Origin of the sequence: Nocardia veterana NBRC 100344, from assembly GCF_000308855.1 — a bacterium.
Classification (GTDB): Bacteria; Actinomycetota; Actinomycetes; order Mycobacteriales; family Mycobacteriaceae; genus Nocardia; species Nocardia veterana.
On sequence record NZ_BAGM01000117.1, the window covers coordinates 68,545 to 86,807 of the forward strand.

Genomic DNA, 18,263 nt, shown 5'->3' on the forward strand with positions numbered 1-18,263 from the left:
TACCGGAGATTGGCAGCCGTGGGCTGCCAAGGCGCAGCCCACCGAAGACGGTGGCTGGACGGCCGATCCGCAGTGGCCCCGGACGGACGAGTGGGCTGCGGCGCAGCGCGACGGCGACGACCCGTACGCCGACCGTTCCGCGACGGACTACGACACCGCCTACGCGGGCGACGACTACGACGAACCCGTCGACAACCAACCGTTCGACCTGGCTCGGCTGCGGCCCGGCCGCTCGCGCGGCACCGCGGCCGATAGCGAGGCGGCGGGAACCAACCCGCGGCGCTTCAGCGGTGCCCACCGCATGCCCGCCCCACCCGCCGCCCTCAAGGGTCGTGCCGCCGTCGTGGCGGTCGCCGCGGGCGCGGTCGTCGCCGCCGGACAGGCCGGTATGGAAACCACCGGCCAGCACCACACCGCCACCGCCGATTACGACGCGGCCGGCCAGGTTCACGAAATCGCCGCGCAGGCGGTCAGCACCCAGGCGCAGGGCAATCCGCAGTCGCCGCAGGTGCTCAATGTCGCCCCCGTCGCCGATCTCAGCCAGTTCCAGGACATCCTGCAGCACGGCCAGGAGTTCGCCGCCGGGCTCGCGGCCCAGGAATCGGCGAAACTGCGCCCGCTGTTCGTGAAGTTCGCCAACGGCACCTTCACCTCCGGCTTCGGTAGCCGATGGGGTGTCCAGCACCTCGGTGTCGATATCGCCGCTCCGATCGGCACCCCGATCTACGCCGTGGAGGACGGCGAGGTGATCAGCGCCGGCCCGGCCTCCGGGTTCGGTATGTGGGTCCGGTTGCAACACGCCGACGGCACCATCACCGTGTACGGCCACGTCGACACCGCGACCGTTTCGGTCGGCCAGCACGTCATGGCCGGCGATCAGATCGCCACCGTCGGTAACCGCGGTTTCTCCACCGGTCCGCACTGCCACTTCGAAGTGTGGTTGCACGGCACGGACAAGATCGATCCCCTGCCCTGGCTCGCCTCCCGCGGCATCTCACTGGGCCCCGAGCGCGACTGAACGATTCACCGCCCGGCCCAGGCCTGCGGCTCGAAATCCCTTGCCGATGCCCGCCACGCTCGGCCAGTCTTGGGCAATGGTCGAGATTCGCGCGGTGACCGCGGACGATTGGCGTTTGTGGCGACGAGCTCGGCTGGCCGCACTGGCGGGCGCCCCGGACGCCTACCACACCCGGCTGGCCGATTGGCAGGGTCCCGGAGACCGGGAGCAACGGTGGCGGGAGCGGTTGAGCATTCCCGGCGCACTCGATCTGATCGCCGTCCGCTCGGGTGAACCGGTCGGAATCGCCAGCGGCGTCCCCGAGCCGGAAGGCACGGCCGCCACAATCATTTCGATGTGGGTCGATCACGCGGCGCGCGGCTCGGGCGTCGGCGATCGCTTACTCGGAACGCTCGAGAACTGGGCGCTGGATCGGGGGTACTCGACGCTCCGGCTGGAAGTGTTCGCCGGAAACGAGCATGCCATCGGCCTCTACCGGCGCAACGGTTTCGAATTCCAGAGCCGAACCGCTGAGTCGACGGAAAGCTATGGCGACCCCACGCCGGACGGTCGGGTCGAGCGCATCATGGTCAAAGTCCTCCTCCCCACCGGGTAGCCGAGCCCCGCCTCAGAGCTTGACCAGGGTCCGGCTGTACTGCGGGATCAGGCGGATCTTGCCGGCGGTACCGAAATCGATGGTGACCGTGGCCAGGGCGCCGAAACCTTCGGCCGCGACCACCCGCCCGAGACCGTATTTGTCGTCGCTGACCCGGTCGCCGACGGCCAGGACGAGGCCGGAGTTGTTGTGTTTGGCGGCCGCCGGGCGAGCCGGTGTGCGGTCGCGCAGGCCGGGACGCTGCTGGGACCAGCCGTCGCCGCGCGTCCAATCCCGTTCCAGCCCGTCGTCCTCGCCGCGACGACGGAAACCGCGAGCGCCCCCGGGCGGGGTGGGTTCCAGCCGCCGCCAGTCGATCAGATGGCCCGGGATCTCCTGCAGGAAACGGGATTCCGGATTCGACACCGCCTGCCCCCACCCGGAGCGAACCACCGCTCGGGTCAGATACAACCGCTGCCGGGCCCGGGTGATCCCGACGTAGGCCAAGCGCCGTTCCTCGGCCAATTCGGCCGGGTCACCGAGGGCACGCATATGCGGGAACTGCCCGTCCTCCCAGCCGGTCACGAAGACCACCGGGAACTCCAGCCCCTTGGCCGTGTGCAGGGTCATCAGCGTGACCACGCCGGACCCCTCGTCCGGAATCTGATCGGTATCGGCGACCAGGGATACGCGCTCCAGGAACGCCGCCAGCGATCCGGGGTCCGGCTCCCCCTCGGCCGCCTCCGGGACCAGTCCTTCCGCCCGCGCGGCTTCCACGTTGTTGCGCGCCTCGGAACTGAATTCCCGTGCCACGCTGACCAATTCGTTCAGGTTGTCCAGCCGTGCGCCGTCCTGCGGATCGTCGGAGGCCTCCAGTTCGGCGCGGTAGCCGGTCTTGTCCAGGACGGCCTCGACCACATTGCCGACATCGGGGAAATCGGTGTCGGTGGTGGCGCCCGCGGCCCGGATCTCGTCGAGCAGATCGAGGAATCCGGCGATGGCCCGCTGCGCCCGCGTGTTCAGCAGCGCGACCTTGCCGTCGGCGGCGTCGCGCAGGGCGGCGGCGAAGCCGATATCGCGCTGTTCGGCGTGGACCGCCACACACGCCTCCGCCCGATCGCCGATACCGCGGCGCGGGGTGTTGAGGATGCGGCGCAGGCTCACCGCGTCGTCGGGATTCTCCAGCACCCGCAGATAGGCCACCACATCGCGGACCTCCTTGCGCTCGTAGAAGCGCACGCCGCCCACGACCTTGTAGGGCAGGCCCATCCGGATGAAGATCTCCTCCAGCGCCCGGGAGTTGTTGTTGGTGCGATAGAACACCGCCACGTCGGCGTAGTTGTATTCGCCGGTCTCGACCAATCGGTCGATCTCGCGGGCGACGAACGACGCCTCGTCGTGCTCGTTGTCGGCGACGTAGCCCACGATCAGATCGCCGTCGCCCGAATCGGTCCACAACTTCTTGTCGCGACGGTTCTCGTTGCGGGAGATGAGTGCGTTCGCCGCCGACAGGATGTGCTGGGTGCTGCGGTAGTTCTGTTCCAGCAGAATCGTTTCCGCATCGGGGAAGTCGCGTTCGAATTCCTCGATATTGCGGATGGTGGCTCCGCGGAAGGCGTAGATGGACTGGTCCGCGTCGCCCACCACGCACAGTTCGCTCGGCGGCACCGCGTCGGCGCGCCGCAGCGGCGTGAATTCCGGATCCGCCGCCTCGGCACCGGCATCGGCGTCGGCGAGGTCGTCGGGCGCCTGCAGATGATGCCCGACCAGCTCCCGGACCAGGACGTACTGGGCGTGGTTGGTGTCCTGATACTCGTCGACCAGGACGTGCCGGAAGCGGCGGCGGTAGTACTCGGCCACCTGCGGATGATTCTGCAGCAGGGCGACCGTCTCACCGATCAGATCGTCGAAATCGAAGGCGTTGGCCGCACGCAGTCGGCGCTGGTATTCGGTGTAGACCCGGGCCACGATGCCGGGCAGTTCGGTCTCGTCGGCTTCCGCGTCGGCGGTGGCGGCGTCCGGGTCGATGAGCTCGTTCTTCAGATTGGAAATGGCGGTCGCGAGCAACCGGGGCGAGTACTTCTTCGGATCCAGGTTCTGATCGCGAATGATCATCGCCAGCAGCCGGCGGGAATCGTCGGCGTCGTAGATGGAGAAGTTCGAGTTCAACGACCCGGGGAGCAGATTGGCCTGCATTCGCAGGATCCGGACGCAGGCGGAGTGGAAGGTCGACACCCACATCGCGGCCGCGCGCGGGCCGACCAGATCGATCACGCGCTCCCGCATTTCCGCCGCGGCCTTGTTGGTGAAGGTGATGGCGAGAATCTGGCCCGGTGTCACATCCCGCTCGGCCAGGAGATAGGCGATGCGACGGGTGAGCACGGCGGTTTTGCCCGATCCCGCCCCGGCCACGATCAGCAGTGGTGAGCCGGCGTGGACGACGGCCGCGCGCTGCTGCGGGTTCAGCCCCGCGAGTAGCCGCTGCACTCGATCGTCGTGCGATGGGTGCGCCGCCCCCGGCGTACCCGCCCCCGAAGTTCCTGTCGAACTTTTCGCCCTGGTTCCAGCCACCGTCGTCTCCATCGTCCATCCACGCTACCGGCGGGCACCGACATGGTGTAGTCCGGCGCGATCCTCGCCGCGTTCTCAACGAGGAGAACGCGGGCAAGACTTTGCCTCATTTGCCTCGCGTGGCAGACTGGCCACATGACCAGCGCGCTCACGACCTCTGCTGTTCGGGCGAACGAAGGTATTCGTGGTCGCCTATTTCGCACGTGAGCGCACACTCGACGGGGGACAATGCAAGGCCGAACAGGTCTGTTTCACGGTGGAAGAATTAGATCGGTAACGGGGCAGGGCCGCACGCCGATCGAAGTTCTGACACGAGGAGAAGAACGTATGAGCACCTCAACTGAGCCGATCGATCAGCCCGCAGCCGGCTCCGACGCCGCGCTGCCGAGCAGTGAGGCGGAGATCGAGAAGCTCCGCAAGGAGATCGATCGCCTCGACGCCGAAATTCTCGCGGCGATCAAGCGCCGGACCGAGATCTCCCGGATCATCGGCCGCACCCGGATGGCCAACGGTGGCCCGCGCCTGGTGCACTCGCGTGAGATGAAGGTGCTGGAGCGCTTCAGCGAACTGGGTCAGGAAGGCCACACCCTGGCGATGCTGCTGCTCCGCCTCGGCCGCGGCCGTCTCGGCCACTGACCGAACACCGCCTCGGCCACTGAACCGACGGCCGGCCCTTCGAGACCACGCGGCGATCGTCTCGACGAACTCCGCAACCCCAGACCGCCCCGGGTGCTGATCCCCCGGGGCGGTCGTTTCGTCTCCGGCGCCGGCCGCTCAGGGCAGGGCGATGTACTTCGTCGACAGATACTCCTCGATCCCCTCGAATCCGCCCTCCCGGCCGAATCCGGACGCCTTCACGCCGCCGAACGGAGCGGCCGGGTCGGAGATGACCCCGCGATTGATCCCGACCATGCCGCTCTCCAAGCCCTCGGCGATGCGCAGGGCACGGTCCAGATCGCGGGTGTAAACGTAGGCGACCAAACCGAATTCGGTGTCGTTCGCCGCGGCCAGACCCTGTTCCTCGGTGTCGAATCCGACGATCGGCGCGACCGGCCCGAAGACCTCTTCACGGAGAATGCGGGCCTGCTCGGGCACCTCGCACAGCACGGTGGCCGGATAGTAGTAACCGGGTCCGCCGGGGGCCTTCCCGCCGAGCCGGACCTCGGCGCCGTGGTCGACGGCATCGGCGACCAGATCGCTCACCGTGTCCAGCTGGTCCTGGTTGATCAGCGGTCCGAGGGTGGTCGACGGGTCGTCGCCGGGGCCGAGCTTCACCTCCTGCATCGCGGCGACGAGTTTGTCGGTGAATTCGGCGCGCACCGAGTTGTGCACATGGAACCGGTTGGCCGCGGTGCAGGCCTCCCCGCCGTTGCGCAGTTTCGCCAGCATCGCGCCCTGCACGGCGGCATCGATATCGGCATCGTCGAACACGACGAACGGGGCGTTACCGCCGAGTTCCATCGAGGTGCGCAGCAGCCCGGACGCCGACTTCTCCACCAGCTTCTTGCCCACTCCGGTGGAGCCGGTGAAGGTGAGTTTGCGCAGCCGCGGATCGTTGAGCAGCGGTTCGGTGACCGCGCCGGAGTGGCTGGAGGTGATCACCGACAGCACGCCGTCCGGCAGGCCGGCCTCGCTGCACAACTTCGCCAGCAGCAGCATGGTCAGGGGCGTGGCCGAGGCCGGTTTGACGATCATCGTGCAGCCGGCGGCCAGGGCCGGCCCGATCTTGCGGGTGCCCATGGCCAGCGGAAAATTCCAGGGCGTGATCGCCAGGCACGGCCCGACGGGCTGTTTGTGCACGACGATGCGGCCGGTGCCGGTGGGCGCGGTCTGGTAGCGACCGTGCACCCGCACCGCTTCCTCGCTGAACCAGCGGAAGAATTCGGCGCCGTAGCGCACCTCGTTGCGACTCTCCGCGAGTGCCTTACCCATTTCGAGGGTCATCAGCAGCGCGAAGTCCTCGGTGCGCTCGACGATCCGCTCGTACACCGCGCGCAGGATCTCGCCGCGTTCCCGGGCCGGGGTCGCGGCCCAGCTGTCCTGCACCGCCGCGGCCGCGTCGAGGGCGCGCACGGCGTCTTCGGGCGTGGCGTCGGCGACCTGCGCCAGGGTCTGTCCGGTCGCGGGGTTCTCGACCGCGAAGGTGGCGCCACCGGTGGCATCCACCGGTCCGCCGATCCAGAGCTGGGTGGGGACGGATTCCAGTAATTCGGTTTGCGACACCATGTGCCCAGGGTAGGCCGCGGCCGCCCGGGAGGGACACAAGCTGCGTGTTCGCGCACCCGGTCGGCAGCTACTACCTGCGCGTAGCGAATGGTGTCTGTAATCTCGCGGGAGTGAGCAGCGACATCACCGCGACGGCGGCCTGGCGGAAACTGCACGATCACTATTCGGCCGTGGCCGACCGGCACCTACGCGAATTCTTCGCCGAGGATCCGGACCGGGGACGCGAGCTGACCGTCGAGGTCGGCGATCTGCACATCGACTACAGCAAGCACCGCGTCACTCGCGAAACCCTCGATCTGCTGCTCGATTTGGCCGATACGGCCGGGGTCGCCGGACGCCGGGATGCGATGTTCGCGGGCGAACACATCAACACCTCCGAGGACCGCGCGGTGGGCCATGTGGCGCTGCGGCTGCCGGCCGGTGCGTCGATGACGATCGACGGCGCGGATGCGGGCGCACAGGTCCACGAGGTGCTGCGCCGGATGGGCGATTTCACCGACGCGGTGCGGTCGGGGCAGTGGCGCGGCGCGAGTGGTGAGCGCATCAGCACGGTGGTGAACATCGGTATCGGCGGCTCGGATCTCGGTCCGGCAATGCTGTATCAGGCCCTGCGTCACTATGCCGACGCCGGGATTTCGGCGCGGTTCGTCTCCAATATCGATCCGGCGGATCTGACCGCGAAACTCGACGGCCTGGATCCGGCGCGGACGCTGTTCGTCGTTGCGTCCAAGACGTTTTCGACGCTGGAGACGCTCACCAACGCCACCGCGGCGCGGCGCTGGCTGGTCGCGGCGCTCGGCGAGGACGCGGTCGCCAAACATTTCGTCGCGGTGTCCACCCACGCCCAGCGAGTCGCGGATTTCGGCATCGATACCGCCAACATGTTCGAGTTCTGGGATTGGGTCGGCGGTCGCTACTCGGTGGATTCCGCGATCGGGCTGTCGATGATGGCGGTGATCGGCAAGGAGCGCTTCGCCGAATTCCTGGCCGGAATGCACAGCGTGGACGAACATTTCGTAACGGCGCCCCCGGAGCGGAACGCGCCCATCCTGCTGGGTCTGCTCGGCGTCTGGTATTCGAATTTCTTCGGCGCTCAGTCCCGCGCGGTACTGCCGTACTCCAACGACCTGGCGCGCTTCCCGGCCTATCTGCAGCAGCTGACGATGGAGTCGAACGGCAAATCCGTTCGGCTCGACGGCAGTCCGGTCACCACCTCGACCGGGGAGATCTTCTGGGGCGAGCCGGGAACCAACGGGCAGCACGCCTTCTATCAGCTCCTGCATCAGGGCACTCGCCTGGTGCCGGCCGATTTCATCGGATTCGCCCGGCCCACCGACGATCTGGCCACCCGTGACGGGTCCGGCAGTATGCACGACATCCTGATGAGCAATCTGTTCGCGCAGACGAAGGTGCTGGCCTTCGGCCGGACCGCGGCGGAGATCGAGGCCGAAGACGGCGGAACTCCGGGTTTCGATCCCGCCTTGGTGCCGCATCGAGTGATGCCCGGCAACCGGCCCTCGACCACGATCCTGGCCCCTCAGCTCACCCCCTCGGTGGTCGGCCAGCTGATCGCGCTCTACGAACACCAGGTCTTCGTCGAAGGCGTCATCTGGGGTATCGACAGCTTCGATCAGTGGGGCGTCGAGCTGGGCAAACAGCAGGCCCTCGCCTTGGAGCCGCTGCTGACCGCCGCCGAAGATCCGGCACCGCAATCGGATTCGTCGACCGACGCGCTGATTCGCTGGTACCGCAGACATCGCTGATCGCGCAGCGATGCCGCGAGATCGGACAGCGCGACGGATCATGACTGCTCAGGAGACCGAGCCGCGCGGCACGATCCAGCGCTGACGTAGCCCGGGGTACGCCTCGGCGATGATTTCGAAGTGCTTGTCGTAGTGCAAGACCGTGGCACCGTAATGGACTGCGGTCGCCGCGATGAGGATGTCTGTGGCCTGGGCCGATCGCCCGTGCCCGGCAGCCCACAACTGCTGCCGGATCGAGCGGGCGATCGGGTCGATCGCCGCGTCCATCGGCAGGTAGCGGAAGGCCTCGGTATAGATCTGCAGGAGCTTGCCGAGTTCGGCGGGGTTGCGCGCGCTGAACGCGGCCTCATCGGTAGTGACGGCACACGAACAGATGATTCCGGCCGAGGAATTCAGCCGATCGAATGCCTGCCGCACCGATTCGTGGCGCTGAATACGGGAGAGGGCGCTGTGGTCGGCCAGATACAAGGCCCGAACTGCTGACGTCACCGCGGTGACTGCCGGCTGCTCTCCTCGGCGATCTCGGTATCGGATAAGAACGGTTCGCGCTCGGCGAACCACGCGATGGCGTCGTGCTGCTGTTGCTGACGGACGAGCAGCCGCAGGGCCGCCCGCACGGTTTCGGTCTTGGTGGCCCCCCCGGTGATCTGCCTCGCTTGCTCCATCAGCTCATCGGGGATGTCGATCAATGTCTTCGTCATAACTCTCCATTCGGATATACAAATTTCTTCTCCAGTATATCCACCTCGTGTGCGCGGGCACCGGATGGATGACCCACCCCCCGTTGACTTATGCAGGTAAATACCTGCATAATTTCCCCGTGCAACCCGAACCCGATATGGATGTGGTGTTCAAGGCATTGGCCGACCCGACTCGGCGACTGCTGCTGGATCGGCTGCGTCAGCAGAACGGGCAGACCCTGCGGGAGCTGTGCGAACGGGTGGAGATGGCGCGGCAGTCACTGACGCAGCATCTCGACATCCTGGTTCGAGCGGGGCTCGTCACCGTGCTGCGGCGCGGCCGGGAGCGGGTGCACTACATCAATCCGGCGCCGATCCACGACATCGAACGACGCTGGATTTCCGTGTTCGACCGGCCGCGCCTGGATGCGATCCGGGCGATCAAGAACCAGGCAGAGGAGTACGCCATGAGCACGACCGTGCCCGACTACGTCTACGTCACCTATATCCGCGCCACGGCCGATCAGGTCTGGCGAGCGCTGACCGACGCCAATCTCACCGCCCGCTACTGGGGACATGCGAATGTGTCCGACTGGCAACCGGGTTCGGCCTGGGAACACCGCCGCGTCGACGGCTCGGGTGCCGTCGACGTCGTGGGCAAGGTACTCGAATCCGAGCCGCCGACGCGCTTGGTGATCACCTTCGAGGACTCGCCGCAGGAGGACCGGGAGCCCTCGGTCGTCACCTTCCTCGTCGAACCGCACCAGGACATCGTCCGGCTCACCGTGACCCACGAGAAGCTGCCGAACCAGGAAATGCTGCAGGGGATTTCGAGTGGCTGGCCGGCGGTGCTGGCCAATCTCAAATCCCTGCTCGAAACCGGCGACGTCTTGCCGCAGGCGCCGTGGGAGATGTCGAGCGAGCCGGTGGGCTGATCCGGCTCGCTCGCAGCCGGATCAGACGACGGCGCGCTGCAGGATCGCCTCGGTATCCACCCCGACCGGGAGGGTGCCGAAGGCGATCCCCCAGTCACCGCCGAAACGACTGGCGCAGAACGCGTCCGCGACCGCGGCGTGGCCGTGCCGGACCAGCTGCGCGCCCTGCAGGACCAGGGCCATCAACTCGACCACGCGGCGCGCGCGATATTCGATATCGGTGAGGTCGGTCAGTTCCTTGCCGACCCGGTCGATCGCATCGTCGAGGTGGTGATTTCCGCCGCGGGCCAGCGACACCTCGTTGAAATAGGCCTCCACCGTTTCGGGCTGGCGTCCCATGGCACGCAGGGCGTCCAGCGCCGCTACATTCCCCGATCCCTCCCAGATCGACATCAGCGGCGCCTCGCGATACAGCCGCGGCATACCGGAATCCTCGACATAGCCGTTACCGCCGAAACATTCCAACGCCTCGGCCGCATGGGCGGGCGCACGCTTGCAGACCCAATACTTGGTGACCGCCAAGGCGATTCGACGCAGTGCCGCCTCCGCCGGATCGGTCCCGGCTCGGTCGGTGGCGCCGGCCAGCCGCATCATCACGGTGGTCGCGGCATCGGATTCGATCACCAGATCGGCCAGCACGTTGCGCATGGCGGGCTGGTCGAACAGCTTGGCGCCGAACGCTTCTCGATGCCGCGCGTGGTGGGCGGCGTAGACCACGCCGGTGCGCATCCCGGTCGCCGAACCGATCACGCAGTCGAGACGGGTCATGTTCACCATCTCGATGATGGTCTTCACGCCCGCGCCCTCGGCGCCGACCAGCCAGCCCACCGCGTTCTCGTATTCGATCTCCGAGGAGGCGTTGGATTTGTTGCCCAGCTTGTCCTTCAAGCGCTGCAGCCGCAGGGCATTACGGGTGCCGTCGGGCAGCACTCGCGGCAGCAGGAAGCAGGACAGGCCACCGGGTGCCTGCGCGAGGGTCAGGAACATATCCGACATCGGCGCGGAGGTGAACCACTTGTGGCCGACGATCCGATAGGTGCCGTCGGACTGCGGGGTGGCGGTGGTGGTGTTGGCCCGCACATCCGAACCGCCCTGCTTCTCGGTCATCGACATGCCCGCGATCAAACCGGCCTTCGAGGTGGGCTCCCGGAGCCCGAAATCGTAAGTGCGAGAACCGAGTAGCGGTTCGAAGCGGGCGGCCAACTCGGGGTTGTGGCGCAGCGCGGGGACCGCGGCATAGGTCATCGAGATCGGGCACATGTGCCCGGCATCGGCGATACCCCAGGTGTAGAACTTCGCGGCCCGCGCGACGTGCGCGCCGGGGCGCTCGTCGAGCCAGGGGCTGCCGTGCAGGCCGTGGCGGACCGCCACATCCATCAGGTTGTGCCAGTAGGGGTGGAATTCCACCTCGTCGACCCGATGTCCGTAGCGGTCGTGGGTGTGCAGGACCGGCGGATACTCGTTCGCGAGCCGGCCCCACTCCTGAACCTCGGCGCTGCCGGCCAGCGCGCCCAATTCGCGCACCTCGGCCTCGGCCCAGCCGGCGCCCTCCCGGTGCAGGCCCTCGATCAGGGCCGGATTGCGAGCGAAGTCGAACGGCGTGATGGGCGGAACCTGATTGAACACTTCGTGCGTGGGCATGCGACTACTCCTGTTCGTGCGCGCCGGATCCGTCGGTGACACCGAGGGCGCGCAGGGCGAAGGCGACGAGTTCGGGGACCACCGATTCGCTCTGCGACCGCTGTGCGAGTGGCCCGACCAGTACTTCGCCGATGGCGCCCACCAGCGCGGTGGCGCTGGTGCGTGAATCCTGCGGCGGCAGTTGGCCGTTCGCGACGCCGTCGGCGATGGCGGATTGGAAGGTTTCGGCGAAGGCGCGGCGGAAGCGCAATCGCTCGTTATCGACGGCCGCGTCCACGGGCTCGGCGAGCAGCACGTACGCCAGCTTGGGATTCTTCAGCGCCCGGCCCGCGAAGGTCTCCACCGCCGCGGTGACCCGGTCCACCACGCTCCCCTCGGCCCCGGCCTGGGCGACCGCGGCGACCTCACGGGTCACCACATCGCGGAACACCGCGGTGACCAGTTCGGCCTTACCGCTGAAACTCTTGTAGACCGTTCCGGTGGCGACGCCCGCCTCGGCGGCCACCGTGGCCATGGACAGTCCGCCGAAGCCCTGCTCCGAGAGAACCTTCATCGCGGCATGCACGATGGCGCGCGATTGCGCGTCGAGTCGGGCCTGCACGGCGGGGGTTCTGCGGTACGCCACGCAAGAAGTGAAGCACAGATTCATTTCTTGACGCAAGGCCCGGTACGGGCCGTATGGTCGAATTCGTGAGCGTACGAATCGAGCGCAGCGGCCCGGTCTTCACGGTCGTCCTGGACCGCCCCCACGCCCGTAATGCCGTCGACGGACCCACCGCGCGGGCGCTGGCCGACGCCTTCCGCGAATTCGAGGCCGACACCTCCGCGGCGGTCGCCGTGCTGTGGGGCGCCGGCGGCACCTTCTGCGCGGGAGCGGACCTGAAGTCGCTCGGCACCGAGAATTCCAACCGCGCCGAAACCGACGGCGACGGCCCGATGGGTCCCACCCGCATGACGCTGTCGAAGCCGGTCATCGCCGCGGTCTCGGGCTACGCCGTCGCCGGCGGGCTGGAGCTGGCGCTGTGGTGCGATCTGCGAGTCGCCGAGCAGGACAGCACATTCGGCGTGTTCTGCCGCCGCTGGGGCGTGCCGCTGATCGACGGCGGCACCGTGCGGCTGCCACGCATCGTCGGCGCCGGCCGGGCGATGGACATGATCCTGACCGGCCGGGCGGTGACCGCACCCGAAGCGCTGCAGATGGGCCTGGTCAATCGGGTCGTCGCACCCGGCGAATCCCGTTCGGCCGCCGAGCAATTGGCCGCCGAGCTGGCCGCGCTACCGCAGACCTGCCTGCGTTCGGACCGCATGTCGGCGCTGGAGCAGTGGGGGCTGGACGAGACGTCGGCGATCGCGAACGAATTCCGGCACGGCCTCGGCGCCCTCGCCGACGGCGCGCTCGAGGGTGCGCAGCGGTTCGCCGCCGGTGCGGGCCGGCACGGATCGTCGGCCTGAACGGCGATGGGTCGGCTCACCGTCATCGACGAGATCTTCCTGCGCGCGCATCGCGGTCTGGGCACACCGAGCGCCCTGCAGGGGCTGTGGCGCACAGCCGATCCCCTCGACCGGCGGCTGCTCGAACAGATCCACGCCGCCCTGCGGGTGGGACCGCTCGGGCGGCGGGTAGTGCGGCCGCGCATTCCCGGCGCGCGACCGTACTGGCGGCGCAACGACAGCGCGCATCCGCTGCGGATCGCGGGCGGCGCACTGGCAGCGGCCGATCTACTGACCTGGGCCGACGACCAGGGACATGACCTCGATCCCGAATTCGAGCCAGGCTGGCGGCTGTCGGCCGCGGCGCTGCGCGAGGGCGGTTCGGTGGTGGTCCTGACCTGCTCGCACGCGCTCGCCGACGGTCGCGGGCTGGCGCTCGCCGTCGATCACGCCCTGTCGGGTAGCCCGGTTGCCGAATACGCTGCGCCGCAATCGGATTGGTTCGACGCCGGCCGGCAGTGGGCGACGGTACTGTCCGGAACCGCCCGGGCACTGCGGCACGGCGCACCACCGCGAGCGGAAACCGCCGCGACCCGCAGCGTCACCGCATTGCCGAATATCGGTGTGGTACTGCAATTTCCGGCCGCCGACTGGGAGCTGGCCGCAGCCGGCCGCGGCGGCTCACCCAACAGTCTGTTCCTGGCGGTGATGGCGCGAATGCTGTGGGACAGCGGCTTTCCCGAGCCCCGGATCTGCGCCGCCGTGCCCGTCGACACCCGCGACGATCGGCGCGTCGACAACGACATGGCCATGACCGAGGTGTGCATCGAGCGGACCGACAACCCGGCGACCCTGCGGGAAAAGTGCCGGGCCGCATACGAATACCGCATGTCCGCCCCTGCCGGTATGCCCCCGGAACTACTGCAGGTACTTCCCGCCCGGGTCGCGCACCGGCTCGCGCGCGGCGCCGGCGAACGCGACATCCTGTGCTCCAATATCGGCGCCCTGCCGACCTCGCTGACCCAGCTCGGCCCGCACCGCTGCACCGGAGTTGCCGCACGCGCGATCCACCCCGGCCTACCGGCCACCGAATTGCCCCGCACCCGCCTCTCCGGATACCTGTGCCGCATCGGACACAACTACACCCTCGCGCTGGTCGGCCTCGATCCGGACCACATCCCGTCGAGCGACGTCCTGGCCGACATCGCCCACGCCACCCTCGACCGGCTGGACGTACCGGTCACCAGGTGGTGAGCTCCCGGGCGATCTTCGCCGATGGAGCACCGGTACGACGGTGAGCAGCCCGTCCAGCCCACTGAAATCCTTCGGATCGACGGTGAACAGCGGGTCAGCGACGGTGCACTCGGTCCAGCACGTGCGCCGGGATATCGATGCCGTCTCCCAGATCGCGGGCGGGGGCCGGCGGGCCGAAGACCTGCCGGACCGGGAGCAGCCCCGCCCAGGTGTCGCGGTCGAGGTCGGCGGGATCGTCGGACGGGTCGCCGGTGCGCATCTTCACCGACGCCTCGGCCAGGTCGATGGCCAGCACCAACGTTGCGGCCAACTCCTTCTTGTCCGGCGCGCGCACGGTATCCCAAGCACCGGGGGCCGAATGTTCGACGATCGCGCGCAGCGCGTCCAGCCGTTGCTCGGGGTCGGTGACCTCGACCGGCCGCCCGTGCACGACGGCGGAGCGATAGTTCATCGAAAAGTGCATGGCCGCACGGGCATACACGATCGCGTCGACCAGGGTGACGGCGAGGCTGATTTCGCCGGTGAGCGCGGCGCGCAGATTGCCGGCGCCGGTGGATCCGTGCAGATACAGGGTGTCCCCGCGGCGGCCGTACACGGTCGGCAGCACGACCGGAGTGCCGTGCAGAGTCACCCCGATATGGCAGATCAGCCCGGCATCGAGCACCTCGTAAAGGGCCGCGGGGTCGGTTGCGGCGCGGTCCCGGTATCGAGTGAGAGTGCTGCGCGGCGTCGACGACAACGCCGGGCGGCTGGGCGTTCCGGGCAGGGCGGCTTCTGGCATACGACCAGGGTCTATCCTCGGGTGGTATTACCGAATGGCCAATCGGACGTGATTTCGGCAGGCCACTTGCGGGCGACCGTCGAGGGGAGAACCGGTGGACGACGAGCTACCGCTGTCGATCGACCGCGAGTCGGCGCGTCCGCTCTCGGTCCAGGTCGCGGATGAAGTGCGCGCCGCGGCGACCGCCGGCCGGCTGCGTACGGGCGATCGGCTACCCCCGAGCCGGGCCCTGGCCGCGCGGCTCGGTGTCAGCCGCACCGTGATCACCGCCGCCTACGACCAGCTGCACGCGGAGGGCTGGATCTCCGGCCGGCACGGGTCGGGCACCTATCTCACCGCCGTCCCGCCCTCCGCGCCGGAACACCGTGTGGCCGCACCACTTTCGACAAGCCCCCTCGAACTGTTCGACCTCGCCCCCGGCTCACCCTGCGTGGCGGCGATCGACCGCGCGGCCTGGCGGCGGGCCTGGCGGGCCGCGAGCGACCGACTGCCCTCGGACCGCAAGGAACGTGCCGGCCGGCCGGACTATCTGGCCATGATCGCCGAACACCTGCTGCGCCATCGGGGGCTCGGTCCCGGGCACGACACCGTGGTCCTCGCCACCGCCGGAACCGGTTCGGCGGTGGCCGAACTCGCCCGAGCGGTGCTGCGTCCCGGCGACGTCGTCGCCATCGAGGACCCCGGGTATCTGCGGGCGGTCGGCGCGTTCCGAGCCGCCGGAGTGCGGGTAGCCCCGATCCCGTTGGACGGCAACGGCATTCGCGTCGACCACATTCCGGAGCGGGTGCGCGCCGTCTATTGCACACCGGCACACCAATTCCCGCTCGGAGCCCGCATGCCCGCGGTCCGCCGCGTCGAGCTGATCGACTTCGCCCGCCGCACCGGCGCCCTGCTCATCGAGGACGACTACGACGGCGAATTGCGCTACGACAGCGCACCGTTACCCCTGTTGGCGGCTCTGGCCCCCGACCTGGTGATCCACCTGGGCACCACCTCGAAGATCCTGTCCACCACCCTCGGCGTCGGCTGGCTCGTGGCCGACCGCCGGATCACCGACGCCGTCCTCGCCCACCGCGAAAACACCGGTACCTGCCCCGCCCCCGCGGGCCAACTGGTTTTCACCGAACTCGCTCGGCACGGCGACCTGGCCCGGCACCTGCGCCGCCTGCGGCGCGAGATGCCGCCGCGGCGGGCTCTGCTGGTCGACGAACTCCGGGCACGTGAACTCGAGGTCGTCGGCGACAATGCCGGATCCCACGTGCTGGTTCCGCTGCAGTCGGCGGCGGCCGAGCAGCAGGCGATCGCTCGCGCGCGTGCGCGCGGAGTCCTGCTCGACGGCCTGGGGCGCCATCACGCCGGAATTCCGCACACCTTCGGGGCACCGATCGGCTACGCGACTCTTGCGCTCGACGAGCTGCGAGTAGCGATCACCATCGCCGCCGAATGCCTGGCCGGCGCAAATTCCCAGCGGCGAGAATAAGGAGACGGTCGCGACCGGGCGCGTGCGGGCAGAATCGTTGCTCCGGCACCAGTAGAAGACGGGCGCTCGCCGCAGGCACGCATTGGCGTGGCGAGCGCGGCGACAGCGGGAGTACGTGTGGATCAGTCGTTGTACGTCGATCCGGACGAATTGCGCAGGGTCGCGGCCGATCTCCGCGCCCGCGCCGCCGAAACCGCCCGGATGGTGGCGGAGTTGAAGGCAGACCTCGCCCGCGAGGGCGAGTGCTGGGGTGACGACGAACCGGGACGGTTGTTCGCCGAATCGTATGTCCCCGAGTCGGAACGGAATCTGACCGGGTTCGAGAACCTCGTGCAGAACATCGAGGCGATGAGCGCGAATCTGCACACGCTGGCCGACACCTTCGAGAGTCAGGACCGCGCCGGTGGTGCCGCCATCCGGAACTCGCTGCCGGACCTCGGCAATCCGCAGATTCCGGCACTCGGGTATTCGCCCCCGCTCGGCGCTCCGAATCAGTTCGGCGTCCCGAGCCAGGGCCTGTCCGGTGCCGAGACCGGACGGCAGGCGATCGGCCCGTCGGCCACCGGCCCGCTGCCGGCGGCCGACGAGACCCCCGCACCCGGCCGGCAGCAGCCCGCCGGGCAATCACCCGTGAGCGCGCCGGCGACTACTCCCGGTCCCCGTCCCGGTCGCGGCGCCGGGGGCGCCGATCCGAACCGTGTCGGTTCGCGGCAACCGAGCGGCGGAGCACAGCAGCCGACGTCCGATCCCGAGACTTCCGGGCGCCGCGCCCCGGCCACCGCGACCGCGCCGTCCACTGCGACGCCACCGTCCAGGGCATCCGCTCCCGGTTCTGCACCGGCATCGCCTCCGGGTTCCCCTTCCGCGGCGAAGACGTCCGCGCCGACAGCGCCGGGAACTCGATCGCCGGGGCCGAACCCGGCCACGCCTGCGACACCGCGGAATTCCGCCGCGCCGTGGTCGAAGCCCGGCGCCGCCGGCCAACCGGGACAGCCGGCACAACCGGGACAGCCGCGGCCGTCGCAGTCTCGACGTGCCGACGCGGCGAAGAAGGCCCAGGAACCCAGGCAGCGCAAGGACTCCGCGCCGAAACCGCCACCGCGCCCGGTCACGGCCGACGAAGCCATGCAGATCATCAATGCCATGGCAGCCCGGCACCAACTGGTGGTCAGCGGCTTCGAGACGTCCGGGATCACCACCCGGAGCGCGCTGGAACTCGCCGAGACCGTCGATACAGTGCTGGACAAGTACCCACTCCCCCTGCGCGGCGTCGCGGTCGCGGATCTCGGCGAGACGGGGGCGCGCGTGGAGAACCGCGGAACGGCGGCAGCACCGGAACCGTGGATCGTCCTCGACCGCGCCACGCTGGCGGACCCGGGGGTCGCGGCGGGCCGCGACCGGGTCCGGGCCCGGCCGGTCGAGTCCGCGGATCACCCTGTGCAGGCGCAGGTGCTGCGAGCACTCGGCGAGGTTGTCGACCTCCAAGGCGGATTCCGGGCGCGTACGTCGGTGCAACGAGCGCTGATCACCGAGTATCTGCGGCTCACGGGCGCCGAGGGCCGGCCCCTGGCCCAGGTGACCGATGGATATCGACGCTGGCGAAAGCAGTTGGGCGAGTACTGCTTCCGCGACGGTGTCCTGGATCCGGGCCGCGCCCTGGCCCAGGGGTTCGCCGGGGTGGAACAGCGCGGTGCCCAGGCCCCCGGTCCGGCCAAGGTCCTGCATCGGCTGCTGTTGACGATGGCCCGGCTGGACATGCGGTGATACCGGACCGGAAGGTCCGCGAGCGCCCTTCCCACCGACGGGAAGTAGGGGTCTGAAACAGGAGAATTCACGCGTGCTGGTGCGGATGACGGTGGCGGGGTCACAACTGTGCCCGCCCATCGCCCGTTGACAGGTCCGGCTAACC

16 protein-coding genes are annotated in these 18,263 nt (G+C 68.8%); 9 read left to right on the top strand and 7 right to left on the bottom strand.

Annotation, left to right across the window (positions count from 1 at the left end; translation table 11 throughout):
- Window positions 1-208: 208 nt before the first annotated feature.
- Both ON37_RS34305 and ON37_RS22440 read left to right on the top strand, forming a co-directional pair.
- Window positions 209-1,018: a M23 family metallopeptidase gene (locus ON37_RS34305; RefSeq protein ID WP_245553368.1), complete on the top strand. Its 810-nt coding sequence runs from the start codon at window positions 209-211 to the stop codon at window positions 1,016-1,018.
- Between the two features lie 76 nt (window positions 1,019-1,094).
- On the top strand, window positions 1,095-1,613 hold the full coding sequence (locus ON37_RS22440) for a GNAT family N-acetyltransferase (RefSeq protein ID WP_040722011.1): 519 nt from the start codon (window positions 1,095-1,097) through the stop codon (window positions 1,611-1,613).
- 12 nt (window positions 1,614-1,625) lie between these two features.
- Here the strand turns inward: ON37_RS22440 and pcrA are convergent, their stop codons facing one another.
- The gene (pcrA, locus tag ON37_RS22445) at window positions 1,626-4,175 is read right to left on the bottom strand and encodes a DNA helicase PcrA (protein ID WP_040722012.1); all 2,550 of its coding nucleotides are present in this window, start codon (window positions 4,173-4,175) and stop codon (window positions 1,626-1,628) included.
- A 315-nt stretch (window positions 4,176-4,490) separates the two neighbouring features.
- Here pcrA and ON37_RS22450 point away from each other — a divergent pair, with 315 nt between their 5' ends.
- On the top strand, window positions 4,491-4,799 hold the full coding sequence (locus tag ON37_RS22450; RefSeq protein ID WP_040722013.1) for a chorismate mutase: 309 nt from the start codon (window positions 4,491-4,493) through the stop codon (window positions 4,797-4,799).
- 138 nt (window positions 4,800-4,937) lie between these two features.
- Here the strand turns inward: ON37_RS22450 and ON37_RS22455 are convergent, their stop codons facing one another.
- Window positions 4,938-6,389: an NAD-dependent succinate-semialdehyde dehydrogenase gene (locus tag ON37_RS22455; protein WP_040722015.1), complete on the bottom strand. Its 1,452-nt coding sequence runs from the start codon at window positions 6,387-6,389 to the stop codon at window positions 4,938-4,940.
- A gap of 110 nt (window positions 6,390-6,499) precedes the next feature.
- On the opposite strand from ON37_RS22455, the gene pgi reads away from it, so the two are divergent.
- Window positions 6,500-8,152: a glucose-6-phosphate isomerase gene (gene pgi, locus ON37_RS22460; RefSeq protein ID WP_040722106.1), complete on the top strand. Its 1,653-nt coding sequence runs from the start codon at window positions 6,500-6,502 to the stop codon at window positions 8,150-8,152.
- Window positions 8,153-8,200: 48 nt separating this feature from the next.
- Here pgi and ON37_RS22465 read toward each other — a convergent pair whose 3' ends face one another.
- Window positions 8,201-8,641, bottom strand: coding sequence for a PIN domain-containing protein (locus ON37_RS22465; RefSeq protein ID WP_157171548.1), 441 nt, complete (start codon window positions 8,639-8,641; stop codon window positions 8,201-8,203).
- Window positions 8,638-8,853, bottom strand: coding sequence for a type II toxin-antitoxin system VapB family antitoxin (locus tag ON37_RS22470; RefSeq protein WP_040722017.1), 216 nt, complete (start codon window positions 8,851-8,853; stop codon window positions 8,638-8,640). Before ON37_RS22470 ends, ON37_RS22465 begins: the two co-directional genes overlap by 4 nt.
- A gap of 143 nt (window positions 8,854-8,996) precedes the next feature.
- Here ON37_RS22470 and ON37_RS22475 point away from each other — a divergent pair, with 143 nt between their 5' ends.
- Window positions 8,997-9,767: an ArsR/SmtB family transcription factor gene (locus tag ON37_RS22475; protein WP_217999954.1), complete on the top strand. Its 771-nt coding sequence runs from the start codon at window positions 8,997-8,999 to the stop codon at window positions 9,765-9,767.
- A 21-nt stretch (window positions 9,768-9,788) separates the two neighbouring features.
- Here the strand turns inward: ON37_RS22475 and ON37_RS22480 are convergent, their stop codons facing one another.
- Together ON37_RS22480 and ON37_RS22485 are read right to left on the bottom strand one after the other, a co-directional pair.
- Window positions 9,789-11,408: an acyl-CoA dehydrogenase family protein gene (locus tag ON37_RS22480; protein ID WP_040722019.1), complete on the bottom strand. Its 1,620-nt coding sequence runs from the start codon at window positions 11,406-11,408 to the stop codon at window positions 9,789-9,791.
- Window positions 11,409-11,412: 4 nt separating this feature from the next.
- Complete coding sequence (locus tag ON37_RS22485; RefSeq protein WP_040722108.1) at window positions 11,413-12,033, bottom strand: TetR/AcrR family transcriptional regulator; 621 nt, start codon at window positions 12,031-12,033, stop codon at window positions 11,413-11,415.
- Between the two features lie 53 nt (window positions 12,034-12,086).
- Between ON37_RS22485 and ON37_RS22490 the strand changes: the two genes are divergently transcribed.
- Together ON37_RS22490 and ON37_RS22495 are read left to right on the top strand one after the other, a co-directional pair.
- Window positions 12,087-12,860 (top strand): crotonase/enoyl-CoA hydratase family protein, encoded by a 774-nt coding sequence (locus tag ON37_RS22490; protein WP_040722021.1) that lies wholly within the window; start codon window positions 12,087-12,089, stop codon window positions 12,858-12,860.
- Window positions 12,861-12,866: 6 nt separating this feature from the next.
- Window positions 12,867-14,093, top strand: a complete 1,227-nt coding sequence (locus tag ON37_RS22495) for a hypothetical protein (RefSeq protein ID WP_040722023.1) — start codon at window positions 12,867-12,869, stop codon at window positions 14,091-14,093.
- A gap of 94 nt (window positions 14,094-14,187) precedes the next feature.
- On the opposite strand, the gene ON37_RS22500 is transcribed toward ON37_RS22495, so the two are convergent.
- A complete protein-coding gene (locus tag ON37_RS22500; protein ID WP_040722025.1) occupies window positions 14,188-14,874 on the bottom strand; it encodes a pyridoxamine 5'-phosphate oxidase family protein in 687 nt (228 codons plus the stop codon).
- Window positions 14,875-14,968: 94 nt separating this feature from the next.
- On the opposite strand from ON37_RS22500, the gene ON37_RS22505 reads away from it, so the two are divergent.
- On the top strand, window positions 14,969-16,354 hold the full coding sequence (locus tag ON37_RS22505; protein ID WP_040722026.1) for an aminotransferase-like domain-containing protein: 1,386 nt from the start codon (window positions 14,969-14,971) through the stop codon (window positions 16,352-16,354).
- 117 nt (window positions 16,355-16,471) lie between these two features.
- Window positions 16,472-18,118, top strand: a complete 1,647-nt coding sequence (locus ON37_RS22510; RefSeq protein ID WP_040722028.1) for a hypothetical protein — start codon at window positions 16,472-16,474, stop codon at window positions 18,116-18,118.
- Window positions 18,119-18,263 lie beyond the last annotated feature (145 nt).